This is a genomic window from Duganella sp. FT27W (assembly GCF_009295655.1).
Taxonomy (GTDB): domain Bacteria; phylum Pseudomonadota; class Gammaproteobacteria; order Burkholderiales; family Burkholderiaceae_D; genus Rugamonas; species Rugamonas zoogloeoides.
On sequence record NZ_WHIV01000002.1, the window covers coordinates 1,165,598 to 1,183,498 of the forward strand.

General features: G+C 64.0%; 11 protein-coding genes and 1 pseudogene. 4 read left to right on the forward strand and 8 right to left on the reverse strand.

The features are described 5' to 3' along the window. Window positions 1-131 precede the first annotated feature (131 nt). The gene (locus F8197_RS11295) at window positions 132-1,574 is read right to left on the reverse strand and encodes a DEAD/DEAH box helicase (protein WP_373996844.1); all 1,443 of its coding nucleotides are present in this window, start codon (window positions 1,572-1,574) and stop codon (window positions 132-134) included. 116 nt (window positions 1,575-1,690) lie between these two features. Here F8197_RS11295 and F8197_RS11300 point away from each other — a divergent pair, with 116 nt between their 5' ends. Together F8197_RS11300 and F8197_RS11305 are read left to right on the forward strand one after the other, a co-directional pair. Then, window positions 1,691-1,873, forward strand: a complete 183-nt coding sequence (locus F8197_RS11300; RefSeq protein ID WP_152881886.1) for a hypothetical protein — start codon at window positions 1,691-1,693, stop codon at window positions 1,871-1,873. Between the two features lie 426 nt (window positions 1,874-2,299). Continuing rightward, entirely contained in the window at window positions 2,300-5,359 is a 3,060-nt protein-coding gene (locus F8197_RS11305) for a ligand-binding sensor domain-containing diguanylate cyclase (protein WP_227012193.1), read from the forward strand. On the opposite strand, the gene F8197_RS11310 is transcribed toward F8197_RS11305, so the two are convergent. From F8197_RS11310 to F8197_RS11330, 5 genes and pseudogenes are all read right to left on the reverse strand, one after another. After that, a complete protein-coding gene (locus F8197_RS11310; RefSeq protein ID WP_152881887.1) occupies window positions 5,356-7,434 on the reverse strand; it encodes a TonB-dependent siderophore receptor in 2,079 nt (692 codons plus the stop codon). The genes F8197_RS11305 and F8197_RS11310 overlap by 4 nt on opposite strands. 107 nt (window positions 7,435-7,541) lie before the next feature. Further along, window positions 7,542-9,254, reverse strand: a pseudogene (locus tag F8197_RS11315) (methyl-accepting chemotaxis protein). A gap of 177 nt (window positions 9,255-9,431) precedes the next feature. After that, on the reverse strand, window positions 9,432-11,666 hold the full coding sequence (locus tag F8197_RS11320) for a TonB-dependent receptor (protein WP_193333402.1): 2,235 nt from the start codon (window positions 11,664-11,666) through the stop codon (window positions 9,432-9,434). A 109-nt stretch (window positions 11,667-11,775) separates the two neighbouring features. Next, the gene (locus F8197_RS11325; RefSeq protein ID WP_227012194.1) at window positions 11,776-14,073 is read right to left on the reverse strand and encodes a bifunctional diguanylate cyclase/phosphodiesterase; all 2,298 of its coding nucleotides are present in this window, start codon (window positions 14,071-14,073) and stop codon (window positions 11,776-11,778) included. A 270-nt stretch (window positions 14,074-14,343) separates the two neighbouring features. After that, complete coding sequence (locus F8197_RS11330; RefSeq protein WP_152881888.1) at window positions 14,344-14,949, reverse strand: LysE/ArgO family amino acid transporter; 606 nt, start codon at window positions 14,947-14,949, stop codon at window positions 14,344-14,346. An 86-nt stretch (window positions 14,950-15,035) separates the two neighbouring features. Between F8197_RS11330 and F8197_RS11335 the strand changes: the two genes are divergently transcribed. Beyond that, window positions 15,036-15,932 (forward strand): LysR family transcriptional regulator ArgP, encoded by an 897-nt coding sequence (locus tag F8197_RS11335; RefSeq protein ID WP_152881889.1) that lies wholly within the window; start codon window positions 15,036-15,038, stop codon window positions 15,930-15,932. Window positions 15,933-16,082: 150 nt separating this feature from the next. On the opposite strand, the gene F8197_RS11340 is transcribed toward F8197_RS11335, so the two are convergent. Further along, window positions 16,083-16,775, reverse strand: coding sequence for an SOS response-associated peptidase (locus F8197_RS11340; RefSeq protein ID WP_152881890.1), 693 nt, complete (start codon window positions 16,773-16,775; stop codon window positions 16,083-16,085). A 3-nt stretch (window positions 16,776-16,778) separates the two neighbouring features. Beyond that, on the reverse strand, window positions 16,779-17,141 hold the full coding sequence (locus tag F8197_RS11345; protein ID WP_019924774.1) for a DUF5710 domain-containing protein: 363 nt from the start codon (window positions 17,139-17,141) through the stop codon (window positions 16,779-16,781). Window positions 17,142-17,226: 85 nt separating this feature from the next. On the opposite strand from F8197_RS11345, the gene F8197_RS11350 reads away from it, so the two are divergent. After that, a complete protein-coding gene (locus F8197_RS11350; protein ID WP_152881891.1) occupies window positions 17,227-17,892 on the forward strand; it encodes a hypothetical protein in 666 nt (221 codons plus the stop codon). Window positions 17,893-17,901 lie beyond the last annotated feature (9 nt).

Consider the following 17,901-nt stretch of genomic DNA (forward strand, 5'->3'; position numbering starts at 1 on the left):
TGCCGCTTGTTTTTGGCCTATATCTCTATAACCTGCAGCAATAAAACCACGCTGGCATGGTTTGCCTCCATGGCAGGGCACCACGGAAAAGCCGCCACAAAAAAGCAGCCGCGAGGGCTGCCAGTTGATTATTACTTCGGGACGCCGCCAAGCAAGACCGCCAGTTTTTGCTTGGGCTTACTGCTGCCCGCAGCGCCCGGCGCGGTTGCCGGCGCCAACGTGCTCTTGGCCGGTTCGTACGGCTTGAGGAACCACGGATCGACCTTGTCGCGGCGCGGGGACATGCCCATGCCGCGCGGGGCGCGGTCGGTCGGGCGACTGGCCGGGCCGCGGCTGCTGTCTTCCGGGCGGCGCGGATGGCGGTCGCCACGCTCACTGCGCTCGCCACGGTTGCCGCGCTCTTCGCCGGCGGGAGCGGCGCCATAGGCAGGCGCAGGATTGAAGCCTTGCAGTTCGCCGCGCTTGATGGTTTGTTTGATCAGCTTTTCGATGTCGGCCAGCAGGCGCTCGTCCTTGTCGGAGTAGATCGAGATGGCGTCGCCGGAGGCGCCGGCGCGGCCGGTGCGGCCGATGCGGTGGACGTAGTCTTCGGCGTTATACGGCAGATCGTAGTTGATCACGCACGGCAGGTCGGTGATGTCGAGGCCACGGGCGGCAACGTCGGTGGCGACCAGGATGTCGGTCTCGCCCTTCTTGAACGCTTCCAGTGCGGCCATGCGCTCTTGCTGGGTCTTGTCGCCGTGGATGGCGACCGCCTTCATGCCTTCGCGCTCGAGTTCGCGCGCCAGGCGCGAGCAGCCGATCTTGGTGTTGGAGAAGATGATCACCTGTTTCAGCTCGCGCTGGCGCAGGATGTGCGCGGTGACCGCGTGCTTCTGGCTCTCCGTCACCTTGTAGACAACCTGGGTGACCTTGTCGGCGGTCTGGTTGCTGCGCGCGACTTCGATGGTGATCGGGTTGCTGAGGAAGGTGTTGGCCAGCTTTTTGATTTCTGGCGAGAACGTGGCCGAGAACATCAGGTTCTGGCGCTGCTTCGGCAGCAAGTTGATGATGCGCTGCAAGTCCGGCAGGAAACCCATGTCCAGCATGCGGTCGGCTTCGTCCATGACCAGCATTTGGACTTGCGACAGGCTGATATTCTTTTGCTCGATATGGTCGAGCAGGCGGCCCGGGGTGGCGATGACGATTTCCACGCCGGCCTTGAGCAGCGCCGTTTGCGGCTTCATGTCCATGCCGCCGAATACCACGGTGGAGCGCAGCGGCGTGTGCTTGGCGTAGGCCTTGACGTTATCGGCCACCTGCACCGCCAGTTCGCGGGTAGGCGTGAGGATCAGCGCGCGCACCGGGTGGCGCGCCGGCGAGGTGCTGTGGCTGGCGTTGGCCAGCAGCATCTGGATAATGGGCAGCGAGAAACTGGCGGTCTTGCCGGTACCGGTCTGGGCCGCGCCCATGACATCGCGTCCTTGCAGCAGCACGGGAATCGCCTCGGCCTGGATCGGCGTCGGATGCTCGTAACCGGCTTCGTCGAGCGCGCGCTGGATCAGCGGCGACAGGCCAAAGTCGGCAAAGCGCACGCTGGCGACCGGCGCTACCGCTGCGACTGGCGCAGCCGGAGCGGCGGGTACAACTGACGCAACCGGCACAGCCGCGACGGCAACCGCCTCGGCTGCGGGCGCAGCAGAAGCTACCGGTGCTGCTGGTGCCGCAGAGGCTACCGGTTCTGCTGCTGGAGCCGCAGAGGCCACCGGGGCTGGTGCCGCAGGTGCGGGTTCCACAGGTACGACGGGTTCCACAGGTGCTGCTGTTGCCACAGGCACTACTGGTGCTGCGGGTGCTGCTGGTGCTGCGGAAGTTGCTGGTGCTGCTGGCGTGACTGGTGCAGCAGGTGCAATGGGGGCAGACGGGACGTCAACAGACGGGGTAGTGATCTCGGATTCGGACATAGTGTGTGGGCCGGCCCCTGGGGGACAACCAGCTTTCTTCAATAAACAACAGAATCCGCACCGGGGAAAAGGGACGGGTGCGGTGGCGGCGCTCTATACACGGCAGGCAGCACCGTAAACTATACCCTAAAAAGCGGCAAGTGCGCGAAAACACTGACTATTATCCAGAAATAATTGCATCAATGGCATGTATAATGCCAGCCAAACCATAGAATTATAAATAATCCACTACTCTCCTCCTGCCGGACGGCGTTGACCGGCGCCTCGAAAACTCCACCATGCCCGCGCTCCCTTCGTCCGCTTTGCCCTCCTTGCGCCCAGCCTTCGCGCTGCTTTGCCGCCTGTTGCTGTCCTGCTTGATCTTGCTGTCGATTCCGTTCGCTCCGGTGCTGGCAGCGGACTGGCCGATTTCTCCGGAGGCGGTCACGCCGTCGCTGCGCTTCAAGAAGCTGGGACCGCTGGGCGGGGACGAGCCATCGATGCTGGCGCTGCTGCAGGACCGCCAGGGTTATGTCTGGGTTGGCACCCATACCAACGGCCTGTATCGCTACAACGGTTACCAGGCGGTACGCTATGCCCACAACCCCGCCGATCCGCACAGCCTGCCGCACGACCGTGTCGCGGCCATTTACGAAGACGCCAAGGGCCGCATCTGGGCCGGCACCCAGAACGGCCTGGCGCGCTTCAATCCGGACACCAACAACTTTACGGTGATGGCGCCAGCCAAGGGCCCCAACAACCATCGCATCATCAAGCGCATCATTGCCGACGGCCGGGGCGGCATGTGGATAGCCAGCTGGGGCGGCTTGCAGCACTACCATCCGGACACCGGCAAGTTCACCGTATATGCCCACGATGCCAAAGATCCCGGCAGCCTGGCCAGCAACGACCTCAATGCGCTGGCGCTCGATGCCGGCGGTGGAGTCTGGGCCGCCACCTGGCCCGGCGGACTCGACTACCTGGCGCCAGGCGCCACCAGCTTCCTCCACCACCAGGTGGATCCGGCCGTCCGCGCCGATGCCCGCATCAATATCGTGCGTGCGCTGCAATTCGACCGCAATGGCGAGTTGTGGATCGGCACCGAGGCCGGTGTGGTGCACTGGGATGGCAAGCGCGACTGGAGTACGCGCACAGCCGTTCCCTCGCCCGCCAGCCGCATCACCGACTTCAACCTCGACAACCAGGGCCGGCTGTGGGCGACCACCCTGTCGGCGGGGCTGCTGCGCTGGAATCGGGAACGCGGCGCCTTCGACCAGTTTGTCCATGCCGCCGACGATCCGTACAGCCTGCCCGGCGACAACCTGCGCGCCGTGATGCAGGACCGAGGCGGCATGTTGTGGATCGCCTCGTTTACCGATGGCATTGCGCTGGCCAATCTCAGCAGCGAAGGTTTTACGCGCCACGTGCCATTTCGCATCGACCGCCGTGCCGCACCGGCCAGCAATGCGCTGCTGAGCCTGTCACGGGCGCCCGCGGGCCGGCTCTGGCTGGGCGGCAATGTGGGCATGAGCTTGTACGACCCCGGCACCCGCACGGTCGTCAAGACCTGGCAAGCCGATGACCGGACCCCGGGCAATCTGAGCCACTCCATCGTGTACAGCATGTACCAGCAGGACGATGGCAAGGGACCGCTGTGGCTGGGCACTTCGAACGGCCTCAACCGGCTCGACCATGTGGACGGCACGTTCCAGGCCATCCACTTCGGCAACACCGCCAGCGACTATATCAACCTCATCGCACCCGGCGCGGGCGGCGCGCTGTGGCTGGCCACCGGCAACAGCCTGATCCGCTACGATCCGGCCACCGACGCCCGCAAGATCTATTACAACGACCCGCAGGACCGCAGCAGCCGCAGCGTGGACGGCGCCTCCGCCGTGCTGGAGGACAGCAGCGGCCGGGTGTGGGTGGGCTCGGAATGGAATGGCGGCGGCCTCGACTGGCTTGATCCCGCCACCGGCATCTTCCGCCACTTCCGCCACGACCAGGCCGACGCCACCAGCATCAGCGACAACAACATCGTCAGCCTGCACGAGGACGCCAGGGGCCGCCTCTGGATCGGTACCAGCAAGGGGTTGAACCTGGCCGTGTTCGAGGCCGGCGGCAAGGTGCGCTTCACCTCGTACGCGGCGGCCATGCGGTCGCAAAAAATCCTCGCCATCGAACACGACCTCGATGGCAAGATCTGGTGCAGCACGCTGGCCGGCCTGTTCCGCCTCGATCCGGAGACAGGCAAGGTCAGCCTGTTTACCGCCGCCGACGGCCTGACCGAAGGGTTCACCGTCAACTCGTCCGCGCGCGGCGCCGATGGCACGCTGTACTTTGGCGGCGTACACGGCATGACGGCGGTCACACCATCGAAAGTGCGCAGCAACTCGGTGCCGCCGCAGGTGGCCATCACCGATATCACGGTGTTCAACCATTCGCTGCAAAACGGCAAGCCGCGCGCCGACGTCAAGGCCGAGGGGCCGGTTACCGCGCCCACCGCGCTGACCCTGTCGTCGGAAGCGTCGGTGTTTTCAATCGAATTCGCCGCACTCCACTACACCGACCCCGGCCAGAACCGCTACGCCTACCAGTTGCAGGGTTTCGACCGCGAATGGGTGCACACCGACGCCGCCCACCGCAGCGCCAGCTATACCAACCTCAACCCGGGCCACTACGTGTTCCGGGTCAAGGCCGCCAACCACCTGGGCGTGTGGAACGAGGAACCGGCCACCTTGCGCGTGACCATTACGCCGCCATTCTGGCAGCGCGGGTGGTTCCGCCTGCTGGGCGTGGCGCTGGTGGTGTTTACGTTGGCGCTGCTGTACCGGATCCGCATCGACCGCCTGACGCGCCACCAGTTGCAGCTTGAAAAAGTGGTGGCGGCGCGCACGGCCGAACTGGAGGAATCGAACCGCAAGCTGGCCGCGCTCAGCACCACCGACGGCCTGACCGGCGTAGTCAACCGGCGCGGCTTCGACCTGGCGCTGGCGGCCGAATGGCGCCGCGCCGCACGCACCGGGCAGCCGGTGGCGCTGTCGATGCTCGACGTCGATTTCTTCAAAAAATATAATGACCATTACGGCCACCAGGCCGGCGATGCCGCCTTGCGCGCGGTGGCCGACCTGATCACCCACCACGGCCGGCGCGCCACCGACATCGCGGCCCGCTATGGCGGCGAAGAATTCGCCCTGCTGGCGGCCGATACCGGTGCGGCCGACGCCTTCGAGGCGGCGCAGTCAATGTGCGCCGAGCTGGCGCGGCGCCAGTTGCCGCACGAGCAGTCGCCGTTCGGCATGTTGACGATCAGCATCGGGGTGGCAGTACTGGTGCCGGGCGACGACAACTCGCCGGACCTGCTGGTGGAAATGGCGGACCGGGCGTTGTACAAGGCCAAGCAGCGCGGGCGCAACATGGCCTTGCTGGCAAATTAAAGCTCGACTTTGACCCTGGCAGCCACGCTGCGCTCGGCGCCGGGCGTGACGTACAGGCCGGCCCACGACGACGTGTAGTACGTGCGGTTGAACAGGTTGAGCACGTCAAGCGACAGCTTGACCTGCCGGTTCAGCTGCCAGTAGCCGAGCAGGCGCGCGGTCGTGTACGACGGCAGCGAGTACGTGTCGGCATTGTTGCCCGAGCGTTCGCCCACGTGGTTGACGCCGGCGCCCACGCCGTAGCGGCTGCCGTCAGGCAGGCGGTCTTCGCGGATCGCCAGCATGCCGGCGCTCCATTTCGGCACGTTCATCAGGCGCGTGCCGGCCGCCAGGGTGCGGTCGCGGGTAACACGGGCGTCGTCGTAGGCGGCGTTGCCGCTCACGCGCCAGTGACGGCCGAGCTGCCCGGTCACGTCCGCTTCCACGCCGCTGCTTTTCACTTCACCTGCCGCCACCGAAAAGCCCGGCACGTCGCTGGCCGTGAGCACATTGGTCTTGGTGATGTCGTACACGGCGACGGTAGCGCCCAGGCGCTGGTCGGCGCTTTGCAGCTTCCAGCCCGCTTCGTAGGAACGCGATTTTTGCGGATCGAAAGCGTTGCCGTTGACGTCGATGCCGGTATTGCCCCGGAACGATTTGCCGGCCGACAGATACAGCGAACTCCAGCTGTTGGGCAGGTACGTGACGCCCGCGCGCGGCGACACCGCACTTTGCTTGCGCTGCAACTGGCTGCGGGCCACGCGGTTGACCAGGTCCTGGCTGTACTCGTCCCAGCGCAGGCCGGCCAGCAGTTTCCATTGTGCCGACAGGCTGACCTGGTCTTGCGCAAACACAGCTTTCACGCGCTGGCGTTCGTCCGAGCTCGTGGTGAGCGAGGTCAACGGACCGGCCACGCGGCCGTACACCGGTGCATAAATGTCGATTGGCGTGTTGGCCGAGCGCAGGATTTCCATGTTCATCCACAGGCGCGAAGCTTCGGCGCCGACCAGCAGCGTATGCTCCAGGCCGCCGGTGGCAAACTTGCCTTCGAGCTCGCCGTTGACCGAGGTATCGCGCGATGGCAGCGTGCGCCAGGTGGCCTGGCGGTTCAGGGTGCGGTTGTCCGCCGCCAGCGACGTCGCTTCCGTGTAGTCGCCTTCGAACGTGCTTTCCTTGTAGCTCGCGCCCAGGCGCGCGCGCCAGCCGTCGGCCAGCACCCGGTCCAGCGTCAGTTGCTGGGTCTTGCTGGAGAGGCGCATGTTTTTGTCGGTCGGCTCGTTGAGGATGCGGTCGCGCGGCAGCAGGCCCAACTGGCCGCGCACATTGATCACGCCGCGGTCGAGCGGGGTGTCGGATTTCAGGATTTCCGCTTCGTAGTTGAGCGTGGTGCGCGGGTCGATCTGCCAGGTCAGCGCGGGCGCCACCAGCATGCGCTTGTTATGCAGCAGTGACGAGCGCGGATCGCCCTCCTCCGTCATCAGGTTCAGGCGGTAAGCGACAGTGGAACTCAATGGCCCGGTGGTGTCCACCGTGGCGCGGCGCAGGCCGCGATCGTTGAAGCCCACCTCGGCCACGTGGCGCGCGGTAAATGCCGGCTTCTTGGTGACGATGTTGATGGTGCCACCCGGCTCGCTGCTGCCATAGATGGCGCCGGCCGGGTCCTTGAGGAATTCGAAGCGCTCGACGGTGGCGGTGTCGCGCGGCGGATTGTAGCCGCGTGCGCCGGGAAAGCCGTTGACCAGGAAACCCATGTCGGTGCTGGAAAAGCCGCGGATGCCGAAGTTGTCCCAGGTGCCGCCAAAATCGTTCAGGCGCGAAATGCCGCTGACGAAATCGACGGTATCGGCCAGGCGCATGGCGCCCAAGTCCTCGAGCTGCTCGATGTTGACCACGCGCACCGATTGCGGCACTTCGCGCAGCGGCGTATCGGTGCGGGTGGCGCCCCGGCTGGTGCCGGTGTTGTAGGCGGCGCTGCGCTCAGCCACCACGTTTACTTGTGGCAGGGCGACGTCACCGTCGGCGCCAGCTTGCGCGTGGACCAATGGCGTGGCGGACAGCAGGCCGAGGGCCAGCCAGGGCTTGAGGGGACGTAACATGGTGCTCCGTATCGATTTTGAAAGTTGCAGAACTATAATCGAGAATGATTATCATTTGCAATCTATCAAAACGGATAACAAGCTGTTACATCCGGTTGGTCACCTTGTTAAAAGGTTTCCCACTCGTCGCCTTCTGCCGTTTGCTTTGCGGGCTTTTTCGGCGCAGGCCTGGACGCAGCCACAGTGGCCAGGCGTGGCGCAACCTTGGCCGATGTCGCCGCCGCCACCGCGCGCCGGGCGGGCGTGGGCGCCACCGCCGCGCGTGTGCTCGATGCATGGATCTTGAACACGCTGACCACGTCGCTCAGCTGCGCCGCCTGGTTTTGCAGCGATTCGGCCGCAGCAGCCGACTCTTCCACCAGCGCGGCATTTTGCTGGGTGACCTGGTCCATCTGGGTAATCGCCGTGTTGACCTGCTCGATGCCGTCGCTCTGCTCGTTACTGGCGGACGAAATCTCGGCCATGATGTCGGTCACGCGGGTGATACTGGTGACGATCTCGCTCATCGTGGTGCCGGCCTGGTTGACCAGTTCCGAGCCGGCCTCCACTTTTTGCACCGAGTCGGAAATCAGTTGCTTGATGTCCTTGGCGGCAGCGGCCGATCGGTGCGCCAGGTTGCGCACTTCGCCCGCCACCACCGCGAAGCCCCGGCCCTGCTCGCCGGCCCGCGCTGCTTCCACGGCCGCGTTCAGCGCCAGGATGTTGGTCTGGAAGGCGATGCCGTCGATCACCGAAATAATGTCCTCGATCTTGCGTGACGATTCGTTGATCGAGGCCATGGTGCCCACCACCTGCCCCACCACTTCGCCGCCCCGGGTGGCGATACCGGAGGCCGACTGCGCCAGCTGGTTGGCCTGGCGCGCATTGTCGGCGTTCTGCTTGACGGTGCTGGTCAGCTCTTCCATCGACGAGGCGGTTTCTTCCAGCGAACTGGCCTGCTGCTCGGTGCGCGAGGACAGGTCCTGGTTGCCGCTGGCAATTTCCGCCGAGGCGGTAGCGATCAGGTCGGTGCCGCTGCGCACCTGCGCCACCAGCGCCTGCAGGTTTTCGGTCATGGTTTTGAGCGCCTGCATCAGCTGCCCCGTCTCGCACGACGACTTGACGGCGATGTCGCGCGTGAGGTCGCCTTCGGCCACGGCGGACGCGGCAGACACCGCTTCGCGCAGCGGCGCCGAGACAATGCGCGCCACCGTCACGGCCAATGCCAGGCCAATGCCGATACTGAGCACCAACAGCACGATCTACGTGACGCGCGCCGTGTTGTAGGTGGCGGTCGCGGCATCGCTGGCAGCGTCGCCGCCATCGATATTGAGTTTGACCAACTGGCCCGTGACGTCGGTCAGCGCACCGAGCACCTTGGCCGACGCACCGCGCGACAGCGCCCGCGCCGCCTCCTTGTCGCCGGCGGCCGATAGCGCGATCATCTTGGTATGCTCGGCCAGGTAGGCGGTCCAGTTCTGGTCGAAGCTGGCTACCAGCGCTTTTTCCTCGGGGCTGCTGATCAGTTTTTCGTAGGCCTCGCGGTGCGTCTTGATGGCAGCGAGCGTGGTGGCGATGCGCTGGTTGTAATCGGCATATAAGCCGGCCTCGTCGTTAAGCAGGTGCGACAGCTCCCAGCGGCGCAGGTCGCTGACATCGCTGCGCAGCTCCATCGCCATGCGCACGCTCGGCATCCAGTTCTCGGCCAGGTCGCTGGACGCCTGGTTGACGCGCGCCGTGGACAGGATGGAACTGACGCCCATGAACAAGGTCAGCAGTAACACCACGCCAAACGATACCAGCAACTTGGTGGCAATCTTCAGGTCATAAAACCATTTCACGGCGCGCTCCTGGGAACATACACGGGGTTCCCAGTATGCAGCGACCACTGGTCGCTCGCCAGCACCATCCGACGCTTGTATCTAGGCAGCAACAGAGCTCATGATATCGAGTAAATGTTGCACATAAAAAAGCGGCGCCCAGGTGACGGGGCGCCGCTTTTGATGGTGCTCAACTGGTTACAGCTTGCCGCTCAGGGTCAGGAAAACCTGGCGTGGCGCGCCGGTGAGCAGGGTTTGCGCCGTGCCGTTCGGGTCGCGGGCCTGGAAGCCGTTGGTGCCGACGGTGCTGATGTACTGCTTGTCGAACAGGTTGCTCACGTTCACTTGCAGCGACAGATCTTTCATGAAGCCCAGCGACTTGAGCTTGTAGCCGGCCGACAGGCTGCCGATCCAGAACGCGTCGACGCTGGCGTCGTTGGTGTAGGTGTAGTAGCGCTTGCCCGTGTACTTGCCGCCCAGGCGGGCGAACCAGGCGCCGCTGTCGTATGACGCTTCCGTGCTGAACAGGGTTTTCGGTGCGCCGGCCACCTGCTTGCCGTTCACCTGGACCAGGGTGGTGCCGTCCATGTAGTCGGACTTGTACTTGGAGTCGTTATACGTGGCCGAGTTGAACCAGCTGATCTGGCGGTTGATTTTCCACACGGCGATCGCTTCCACGCCCTTGGTATCGACCTTGCCGACGTTCACGAAGGTGGACGGGCAGCCGACGATGCCGGCGCAGGTGGCCACGGAGAGCTGGCGGTCGTCGAAGCGGGCGCCGTACACGGCCAGCGAGCCTTGCACCGCATCGCGCTTGAAGCGGTAGCCGAGGTCGATATTGGTCGAGGTTTCCGGTTTCAGGTTACCCACGCCGGCGTCGTACGCGATCTGGGTTTGCGAGAACGGACCGCCCACGCCAGGCTGGTGCGCACGCATGTTTTTCGCGGCCGAGGCGAAGATTTCGTCGTCGGCGGACAGCGCGTAGTTGGCGCCGACCTGCGGCAGGAAATTCTTCTCGGCCGTCAGCTTGCCAGCGGCGCGATTGCCGATGATGTTACGGGCAGCAATGTCCACGCTCATGCTCTTGAAGCCGGCGTTCACTTTCAGCTTGCCATCCATCAGTGCCAGGCTGTCCTGCAGGTAGAACTGCGAGGTGGTGGTGATGAAGTTCTGCTTCCAGTCGATCTGGAACGGGTTCGACAGGTAATACATGGTGTCGGCCGGGCCGGTGACCGCGTAGTAGGCGCGGGTGCCCGTGTGGTCCGAGCGCTCGCCCCAGGCGCCGAAGGTAACCGTGTGGTTGCCCAGCTCCAGGCTCGCATCGGCCATGATGCCGTTGCGGTTGATGCGGTATTCGGTGGTGCGGATCGACAGCGGGTTGGCGGCGTTGGTGGCGACGTACGGCGTGTACCAGTGGCCTTCGCCCTTGTTGTCGTGGTGGTAGCCGGTGGTCTTGAGGTTGAAGGACGGGGTCAGGTTCAGATCCAGGATCAGGCCGCTCAGATTGTCCTTGCGCAGGCCGCCGGCCGAGTAGTAGGCGTCGTCCATGCTGGTGACGTTGCCGCTGTACTGCTGCTTGGCGGCATTCAGGGCGCGCTGCCAGTCGGGCTGGTAGTTGTCCCAGTCGTAGCCGAGGCGGCCCAGCATTTCCTTCGACATATCCTGGTAGTCGACTTCCTTGCGGTCCGAGTAGTTGAAGAAGCCGGTCAGGCTGTTGCTCTCGCCAAAATTGAAGACGAAGCGGGCATTGACCTGGTCCTGGTCCTGGCCGCCTTCACCCTTGGTCTTGTCGCTGCGCTGGCGGGTGCCGCTCAGCGATGCCTTCATGGCGTCGCCGATCAGGCCGGTATCGACGCGGGCGAAGGTGCGCGACGTCGAATCGCTGCCCACGGTTTGCGACACGGTCAGGGCGCGCTCGTCGCTGGGGGCCAGCGTGAAGAACTGCACCGTACCGCCCAGATTGCTGGTGGACGCGGTGGCCAGCGAGCCGGCGCCCTGCGACACCTGGACGCGACCGATGTTTTCCGACGATACGGCACGGCTGATGTGCAGGCCGTTGTTATTGGCGTAGCTCATGTCGCCGAGCGGAATGCCGTCAAGCGTGAAGCCCAACTGGCTCTGGCTGAAGCCGCGCAGGCTGAACGACGTCGACCATTCATAGGCGCCGAACGGATCGGCCGACTGGAAGTTCACGCCAGGCAGTTTGTCGAGCACTTTCAAGGGGCTGGTGCCCGGCAACGCTTCGGCCAGGTCGGCCTTGTTGATGTTCTGCACCTGGCGCGACTGGCCGCGCCCCGTAATTTCCACGGTCTGGACCGGACCGGCCATGGCGGCTACGGTGGCGCTGTCGGCCGCTTCTTCCGCGTGAGCGTGGATGGCCAGGGCTTGCAACACGAGCAGGCACAAAGGTTTCAGGGGGAAGCGCTGGGACATGGCTGTTCTCTTTCTTGCTGGGTGAGTTGGTATCAATCAGCAAGATTGTAAGAACAGCATGTGACGTTGCGATGACGTGGCGATGACAGTTGAGTGACACTGCAACGGTCTAGGCGGCCTCGGCAGCTCTGCCCACGGCGAAGTCGAGCAACGCCTCCGGCGCGATTGGCCGCGAGATATGGTAGCCCTGCAAATAATGGCAGCCCATCTGTTCGAGGATGGCGGCCTGGCCGGCCGTCTCCACGCCCTCGGCCACCAGTTTCAGGCCCAGCGAATGGCCCATGGCGATAATCGCGTGCACCAGGCTGTTGCTGCGGTCGCTGTGCTCGATGTCCATCACGAATGCGCGGTCGATCTTGAGCGTGTTCAGGTGGAATTGCGTCAGGTAGCTCAGCGACGAGTAACCGGTGCCGAAGTCGTCCAGCGACACGCCCACGCCCAAAGCGCGCAAGCGGTCGATCACGCTGTGGACATGGCCGCCGTCGTCGATCAGCACGCGCTCGGTCAACTCCAGTTCGAGCTGGCGAGGCTGCAGGCCGTGGCGCGCCAGCGTCTGCTGCACCAGCGCCACGAAGAACGGATCGGCCAGTTGCCATGCCGAGACATTGATGCTGACCGTGACCGCGCCCAGCGGGCCGTCGCGCCAGGCCGCCATCTGGCTGCACGCCTGTTCGAGCACCCAGGCGCCCACCGCCACCACCATGCCGCTGTCTTCCGCCACCGGGATGAAACGGTCGGGCGGCACGTGGCCCAGTTGCGCGTTGTGCCAGCGGATCAGCGCCTCCACCTTGGTCAGCGTGCCGGTGCGGGCATCGACGATGGCCTGGTACACCAGGCGGAATTCGTTGTTGTCGATCGCTCCGCGCAGCGCGCCGTCGATCTCGAGCGCGCTCTTGGCGGCGGCGTTCATCGAATCGTGGAAGAAGCGCAACTCGCCGCGCCCGGCCTTCTTGGCCTCGTACATGGCGATGTCGGCATTGCGTATCAGGGTGTCGCTGTCGCTGCCGAGCGCGGGATAACAGGCCACGCCGATGCTGGCCGACACCCCGATCGCATGGTGCAGCAACTGGAAGCGCGCCGACAGCGCATTCAGGATGTGCTCGGCGCAGCGGCGCGCGGCCGGCTCCGCGCTGCCTGCCGCCAGGTCGGGCAGCACGACGATGAACTCGTCGCCGCCGAAGCGCGCCAGCAGGTCGTTCGGCCCCAGCAGGCCGCGCAAGCGCTGCGCGGTCTGGCGCAGCAGGTCGTCGCCGGTGGCGTGGCCGAAGGAATCGTTGACGCGCTTGAACTTGTCGAGGTCGAGGAACAGCACCACGCATTCGCGGCCTTGCTCGCGGCACTGTGCCACCTCGCGGGCCAGCGCCTCGGACAGCGCGTGGCGGTTGAAACAGCCGGTAACGGGATCGATACGCGCGGCCTGGTTGAGCAGGTCGTCCTTCTTCTGGCGCTCGGTAATATCGAGCAACTGCACCAGGCAGTACAACTGGCCGCGCTCGATATACGGCGAGCCGGCCATTTCCAGCGGCAGGCGCGCGCCGGAATGCAGGGTGACGACGGCGGTGTCGGTCATTGGGTATTGCACACCGGGCGCCTCGAAGCGGCGGAAATAGTCATCGGCCATGGCCGGAGTGAGCCTGGGCAAAATCTCGCTCAGGTGCTTGCCCACCAGGTCGGCCGCCTGCTCGAACCCCAGCAAGCGGGCGCCGCGCTCGTTGGCGACGTGGATGATGCCCCACCGATCGCGGATCAAAAAGCCGTGACTGAGGCTGTCGATGGTGCGCGCATAGCGCTGCTGCATTTCATCCTGCACTGCATAAATCAGGCCCAGCATCGACAGGGCTTTCAGGATGGACGTGCCGGCAAACCACAGCAAATACCATTGCGGCGGCAAGGTGGCGGCACTGACCAGGTTGAACACGCCGCGCGCCATCAAGGTGCAGCCGAGCAAGCGGTAACGGCGCTGGGCGCGGACCAGGCGCACGCCCATCCACACCATCACCAGGCCGAGCGCGGCGGCGCTGCCGGGCGGCACCCAGTGCGGATGCAATTGCCAGAGCAGATAAAATCCGGCCGTGGCAACGACCATGGCCGCCATGATCGAACGCCAGTGACGCCGCCGCAAATCGCCAAGAAAATATTGCGTGCCACTGTAATAACCGGCCATACCGATGACCAGCATCAGCGCGCAGACAAATAAACGCCAGGACGGCGATAAAACCGCCGCGCCGGCAAACCAGGTCAATCCGCCGGCCATCACAGCCGCCTGGCCGATACCCCATAGCAAGGCGTGCTTTTCCTTGCGGTGCATCAGCCATAAAAATACCAGCAATGCCACCAGTATGGCGTCCACCGCAAAGGCGGACGTCATCAGCGACAAGTTCACGTATTGTTCCGGCAGTATGCTCATCACCTGGCGCCGTTGGCGTGCTAACAATTTCTTGATGACACCTATTGTATGCCAGTAACAGGGGATATTTATATGCAAGCTGAAATTTAGGCGAGTGCTGAGCAGCGCTGGATAAAACCGGATTTTTATGCTGTATCCGGCTGCCAAGACGTCAACGCAGTACCTCTCTACCATGCAGTCGCGCCAAAAATGAGCATGATGGTGCTATTTTTTAGCTTTTTTACCACGTCGGCATGCGCCCTGGCGGCCGGTTCAGCCGCGCAGGTCGTTTTACAGGAAGAGCGAGACGGCCAGCAGCCACATCACCACCGCAATCGCTCCATCGAGAATACGCCAGGCCACCGGCCTTTTAAAAATCGGAATTAAATACTGTGCGCCCAATCCCAGGCTGAGAAACCAGATAATCGATGCCAGCATGGCGCCGAGGGCAAAATACCATGGTCCCTGGCCCGGTTGCTGGCCGCCGATGGAGCCCAGCAATACCACGGTATCGAGATAAACATGGGGATTTAACAGGCTGAATGCGAGCATGGCGGCAATTACCTGGCGCTGGCTGACGGCAGTGGCCTGTTTATCAAGATTGAAACTGGACGATTTGAATGCCGAACGCGCGGCGCGTACGCCATACCAGAATAAAAACGCCGCACCGGTAATTTTTATCCAGAATAAAAGGCCGGGCATATTATTAATGACTTCGCCCATTCCTGCCACGCCGGCGCCAATCAGCAATACGTCGCACACGATGCAAATGGCAATACAGGTATAGACATATTCGCGCTTCAACGCCTGGCGCAGCAGGTAGGCGTTTTGCGAGCCGATCGCGATGATCAGGCCGCCGCCCAGCCCGATTCCCTTCAATAAAGCGCCCAGTTCCATGCTTGCCTCCTGCAAAAAAACCACAGCTTAGCGGCGCCTCAAACATAAGTATAATTAATAATACTCATCAAATATTAGGGATGCTAATGAGCCGTATCGACTATCGGGGCCTTGCTGCGCTCGACGCCGTGGTGGAGCACGGCAGTTTCGACAAGGCCGCCGCTGCTCTTTCGATCACGCAATCGGCGGTATCGCAGCGCTTGCGCATGCTGGAAAACCAGGCCGGCGAGCTGCTCCTGCTGCGCAGCCAGCCGCCGCAAGCGACTGCAGCCGGCCACCGCCTGATCGCCCATTACCGCCAGGTGCGGCTGCTCGAAGCCGCCCTCGACAGCGCCAACATGTCCGGCGCGGGCCGCCCGGAACTGGCGATCGCAGTCAATGCCGACAGCGCCGTGACCTGGCTGCAGGAGGCGGTCACACCGCTGATGGCCGCCGGCGACTGCATGCTGCACATCACCATGGACGACCAGGATCACACCCTGGCCATGCTGCGCGAAGGCCGGGTGTTTGGCTGTGTCACCAGCGAAACCGCGCACGTGGCCGGCACCACTGCCACGCCGCTGGGCTTGATGCGCTACCACTGCCTGGCCACCCCGGGGTTTGCCGCGCGCTGGTTCCCCGACGGCTTGACGGCAGCCAGCGTGCAAACTGCGCCCGCGCTCGACTTCAACCGCAAGGATGCGTTGATGGCGCGCTTTATCGCCCAGGCCACCGGCTACCAGGGCCGTTACCCGCATCATTCGTATGCATCGTCGGAGGGTTTCGTGCGGTTCCTGGAGGCAGGTTTTGCGTACGGCATGGCGCCGCACCTGCAATGCGCGGCGCAACTCGAGGCCGGCACGCTGGTGGACCTGGCGCCGGGCCTGGTGCTGGACGTGCCGCTGATCTGGCATATGTGGGATATCCAGACGCCGTTTACCAGGGCGTTGTCGGAGCAGGTGATCACCACCGCGCGGCGCTGGCTATTGCAGCCGACGCGTTGAGAACCTGTCGCGGCAGGGAGTGAGGCGCGGCTTGCGCACCTCGACAGCAGGGCCGGCGTGGCGCGTCATTGCATGGCCGGCCATGCCTTTTCCTCGCGCGTTTATGGCTACCGAGGCATCGCAATCCGCTGCCTTCTGGCGGGATGGGTTCTAAAACAGATCGATCTGGGTAGACTGCGGCTCCGGTGGCTGCACTTTCTTCTTGCGCGGCGGTGGCGGATCGAACCAGGCGCGCATCAGTTCGGGCGGGAACTGCTGGAAATAGCTGCGCGCGCGTTCGGGATCGCGGCAGCGCAGCCAGTCGTCGTATTCGTCGGCGGCAATCACGATCAGCGAACGTTTTTCGTCACCGGGCTTGTGGAAGCGCCGCATCAGCGGATGGTCGTCGGCGTTGATGGTCAGTTGCGTGAACGAGTACTGGGGACCGTTTTCACCGGGCCACTCGCGCCACACGCCCGCGACGGCAAACGGCGCGCCGTCGGCGCGGCCGATCTGCCAGCGCTGGGCCGCGCCCGACTCGTAATTCGGTTCAAAAAATCCGGTCATCGGTACCAGGCACAGTTGCCCCTCGCGCCAGCATTTCGCGTACGAGCGCAACTGCGCCACGGTCTCGCTGCGGGCGTTCATGGTATCCCACGGCTTGACGCCGGGTGGAATCTGCCTGCGCGGCACCAGGCCGTAGGTGGCGGTGGTGCACACCAGCTGGCCTTGCTCGTTGTAGCGGATGATGGGCGCCGGGTAATCTTTCCAGCTCTCTGCCGGCCAGTCGTCGCCCTCGAACAGGCTCAACTGGAACAAATCGGCCAGCAAGTCGCGCGACGTGGGCCGGTAATTGGTACACAAGATTTAACCCCGCAGGCCGACCAGCAGTTGGGCAACGCTGTCGTGGGTGGCGGTCCAGCCGGATGTGGCCAACTTCGGTGCGCACACCGGGCAGGCCACGAACGGATCGCAGTCGTGCTCGAGGTCGATGAACAGCTTGCCCATCACCGGTTTGCCGGCATAGGAATCGACGGTGACCGGGCGATTTTTCAGCGAGGTAGCGGCCACGGCTGGCACGAAATCGGCGCCGCCGGGCGGCAGCCAGCGCGAGAACGCTTCGGTCGGTTTGCCATCGGGCACATACCAGGACTTGCGTTCGCCATTCCAGCGCGCGCCCAGGGCCTTGGCCTCGTCTTTTTCCGCAAACGGAACTTTAAGAAACATCATGCGGCATACTCCGTGACGAACAGTGACAAAGTCGCTATTTTACGCGTCTGTGAGAAAATGAGCGCTTGAACTCCGGAGACACCGTATGCCCTTGATCGAACCATTGACCCTCACCCTACCCGAGCTGGCCGAGCGCTGGCACATGACGCCGCAACAAATGCTGGCCGGCGCGGTGCCGCAAGTGCTGCCGATGTATTTCTATTTCGACGGCCTGGTGTTCGGCTTTGGCGACAAGTGGCTGCGCGTCAACGGCGACGCCGCCATCACGCAAGACCTGGACACGCACCAGACCCGCGCGGCATCGATCGAAATCGACCTGCAACGCCAGGCCCTGCACAAGCGCGGCCTGTTGAAACTGACGCAATGGGAAGAAGCGCTGAGCGACGACGAACTGGCCGAACACCAGGCCGAATCGGACCGCCTGGCCGGCGAAATCGTGCGCCTGACTGCCCTGCTTAAGCAACGCCACGAAGAACGCCAGCAACACGTGCGCAACGGCCTGTTGCGCGCGGCGCCGCGCACCTTGAGCGACATCGCCCTGCACGGCAAAACCCGCTTCCCGCAATTCGCCTTCATGCCCAACACGCCACCCGGCGCCGACAGCACCGAACGCGTGCCGCCCGGCACCGTGGTGGCGATGGAAGACGGCTTTCCGCTCAAGGACGTGCTGACCGATGCCGACCTGGTGATCTCGATGCTCGACATCAAGCTGGCGGAGGAAGCCGGGCTGCATCAACAACCCGGCCTGTAAGTTTTATTT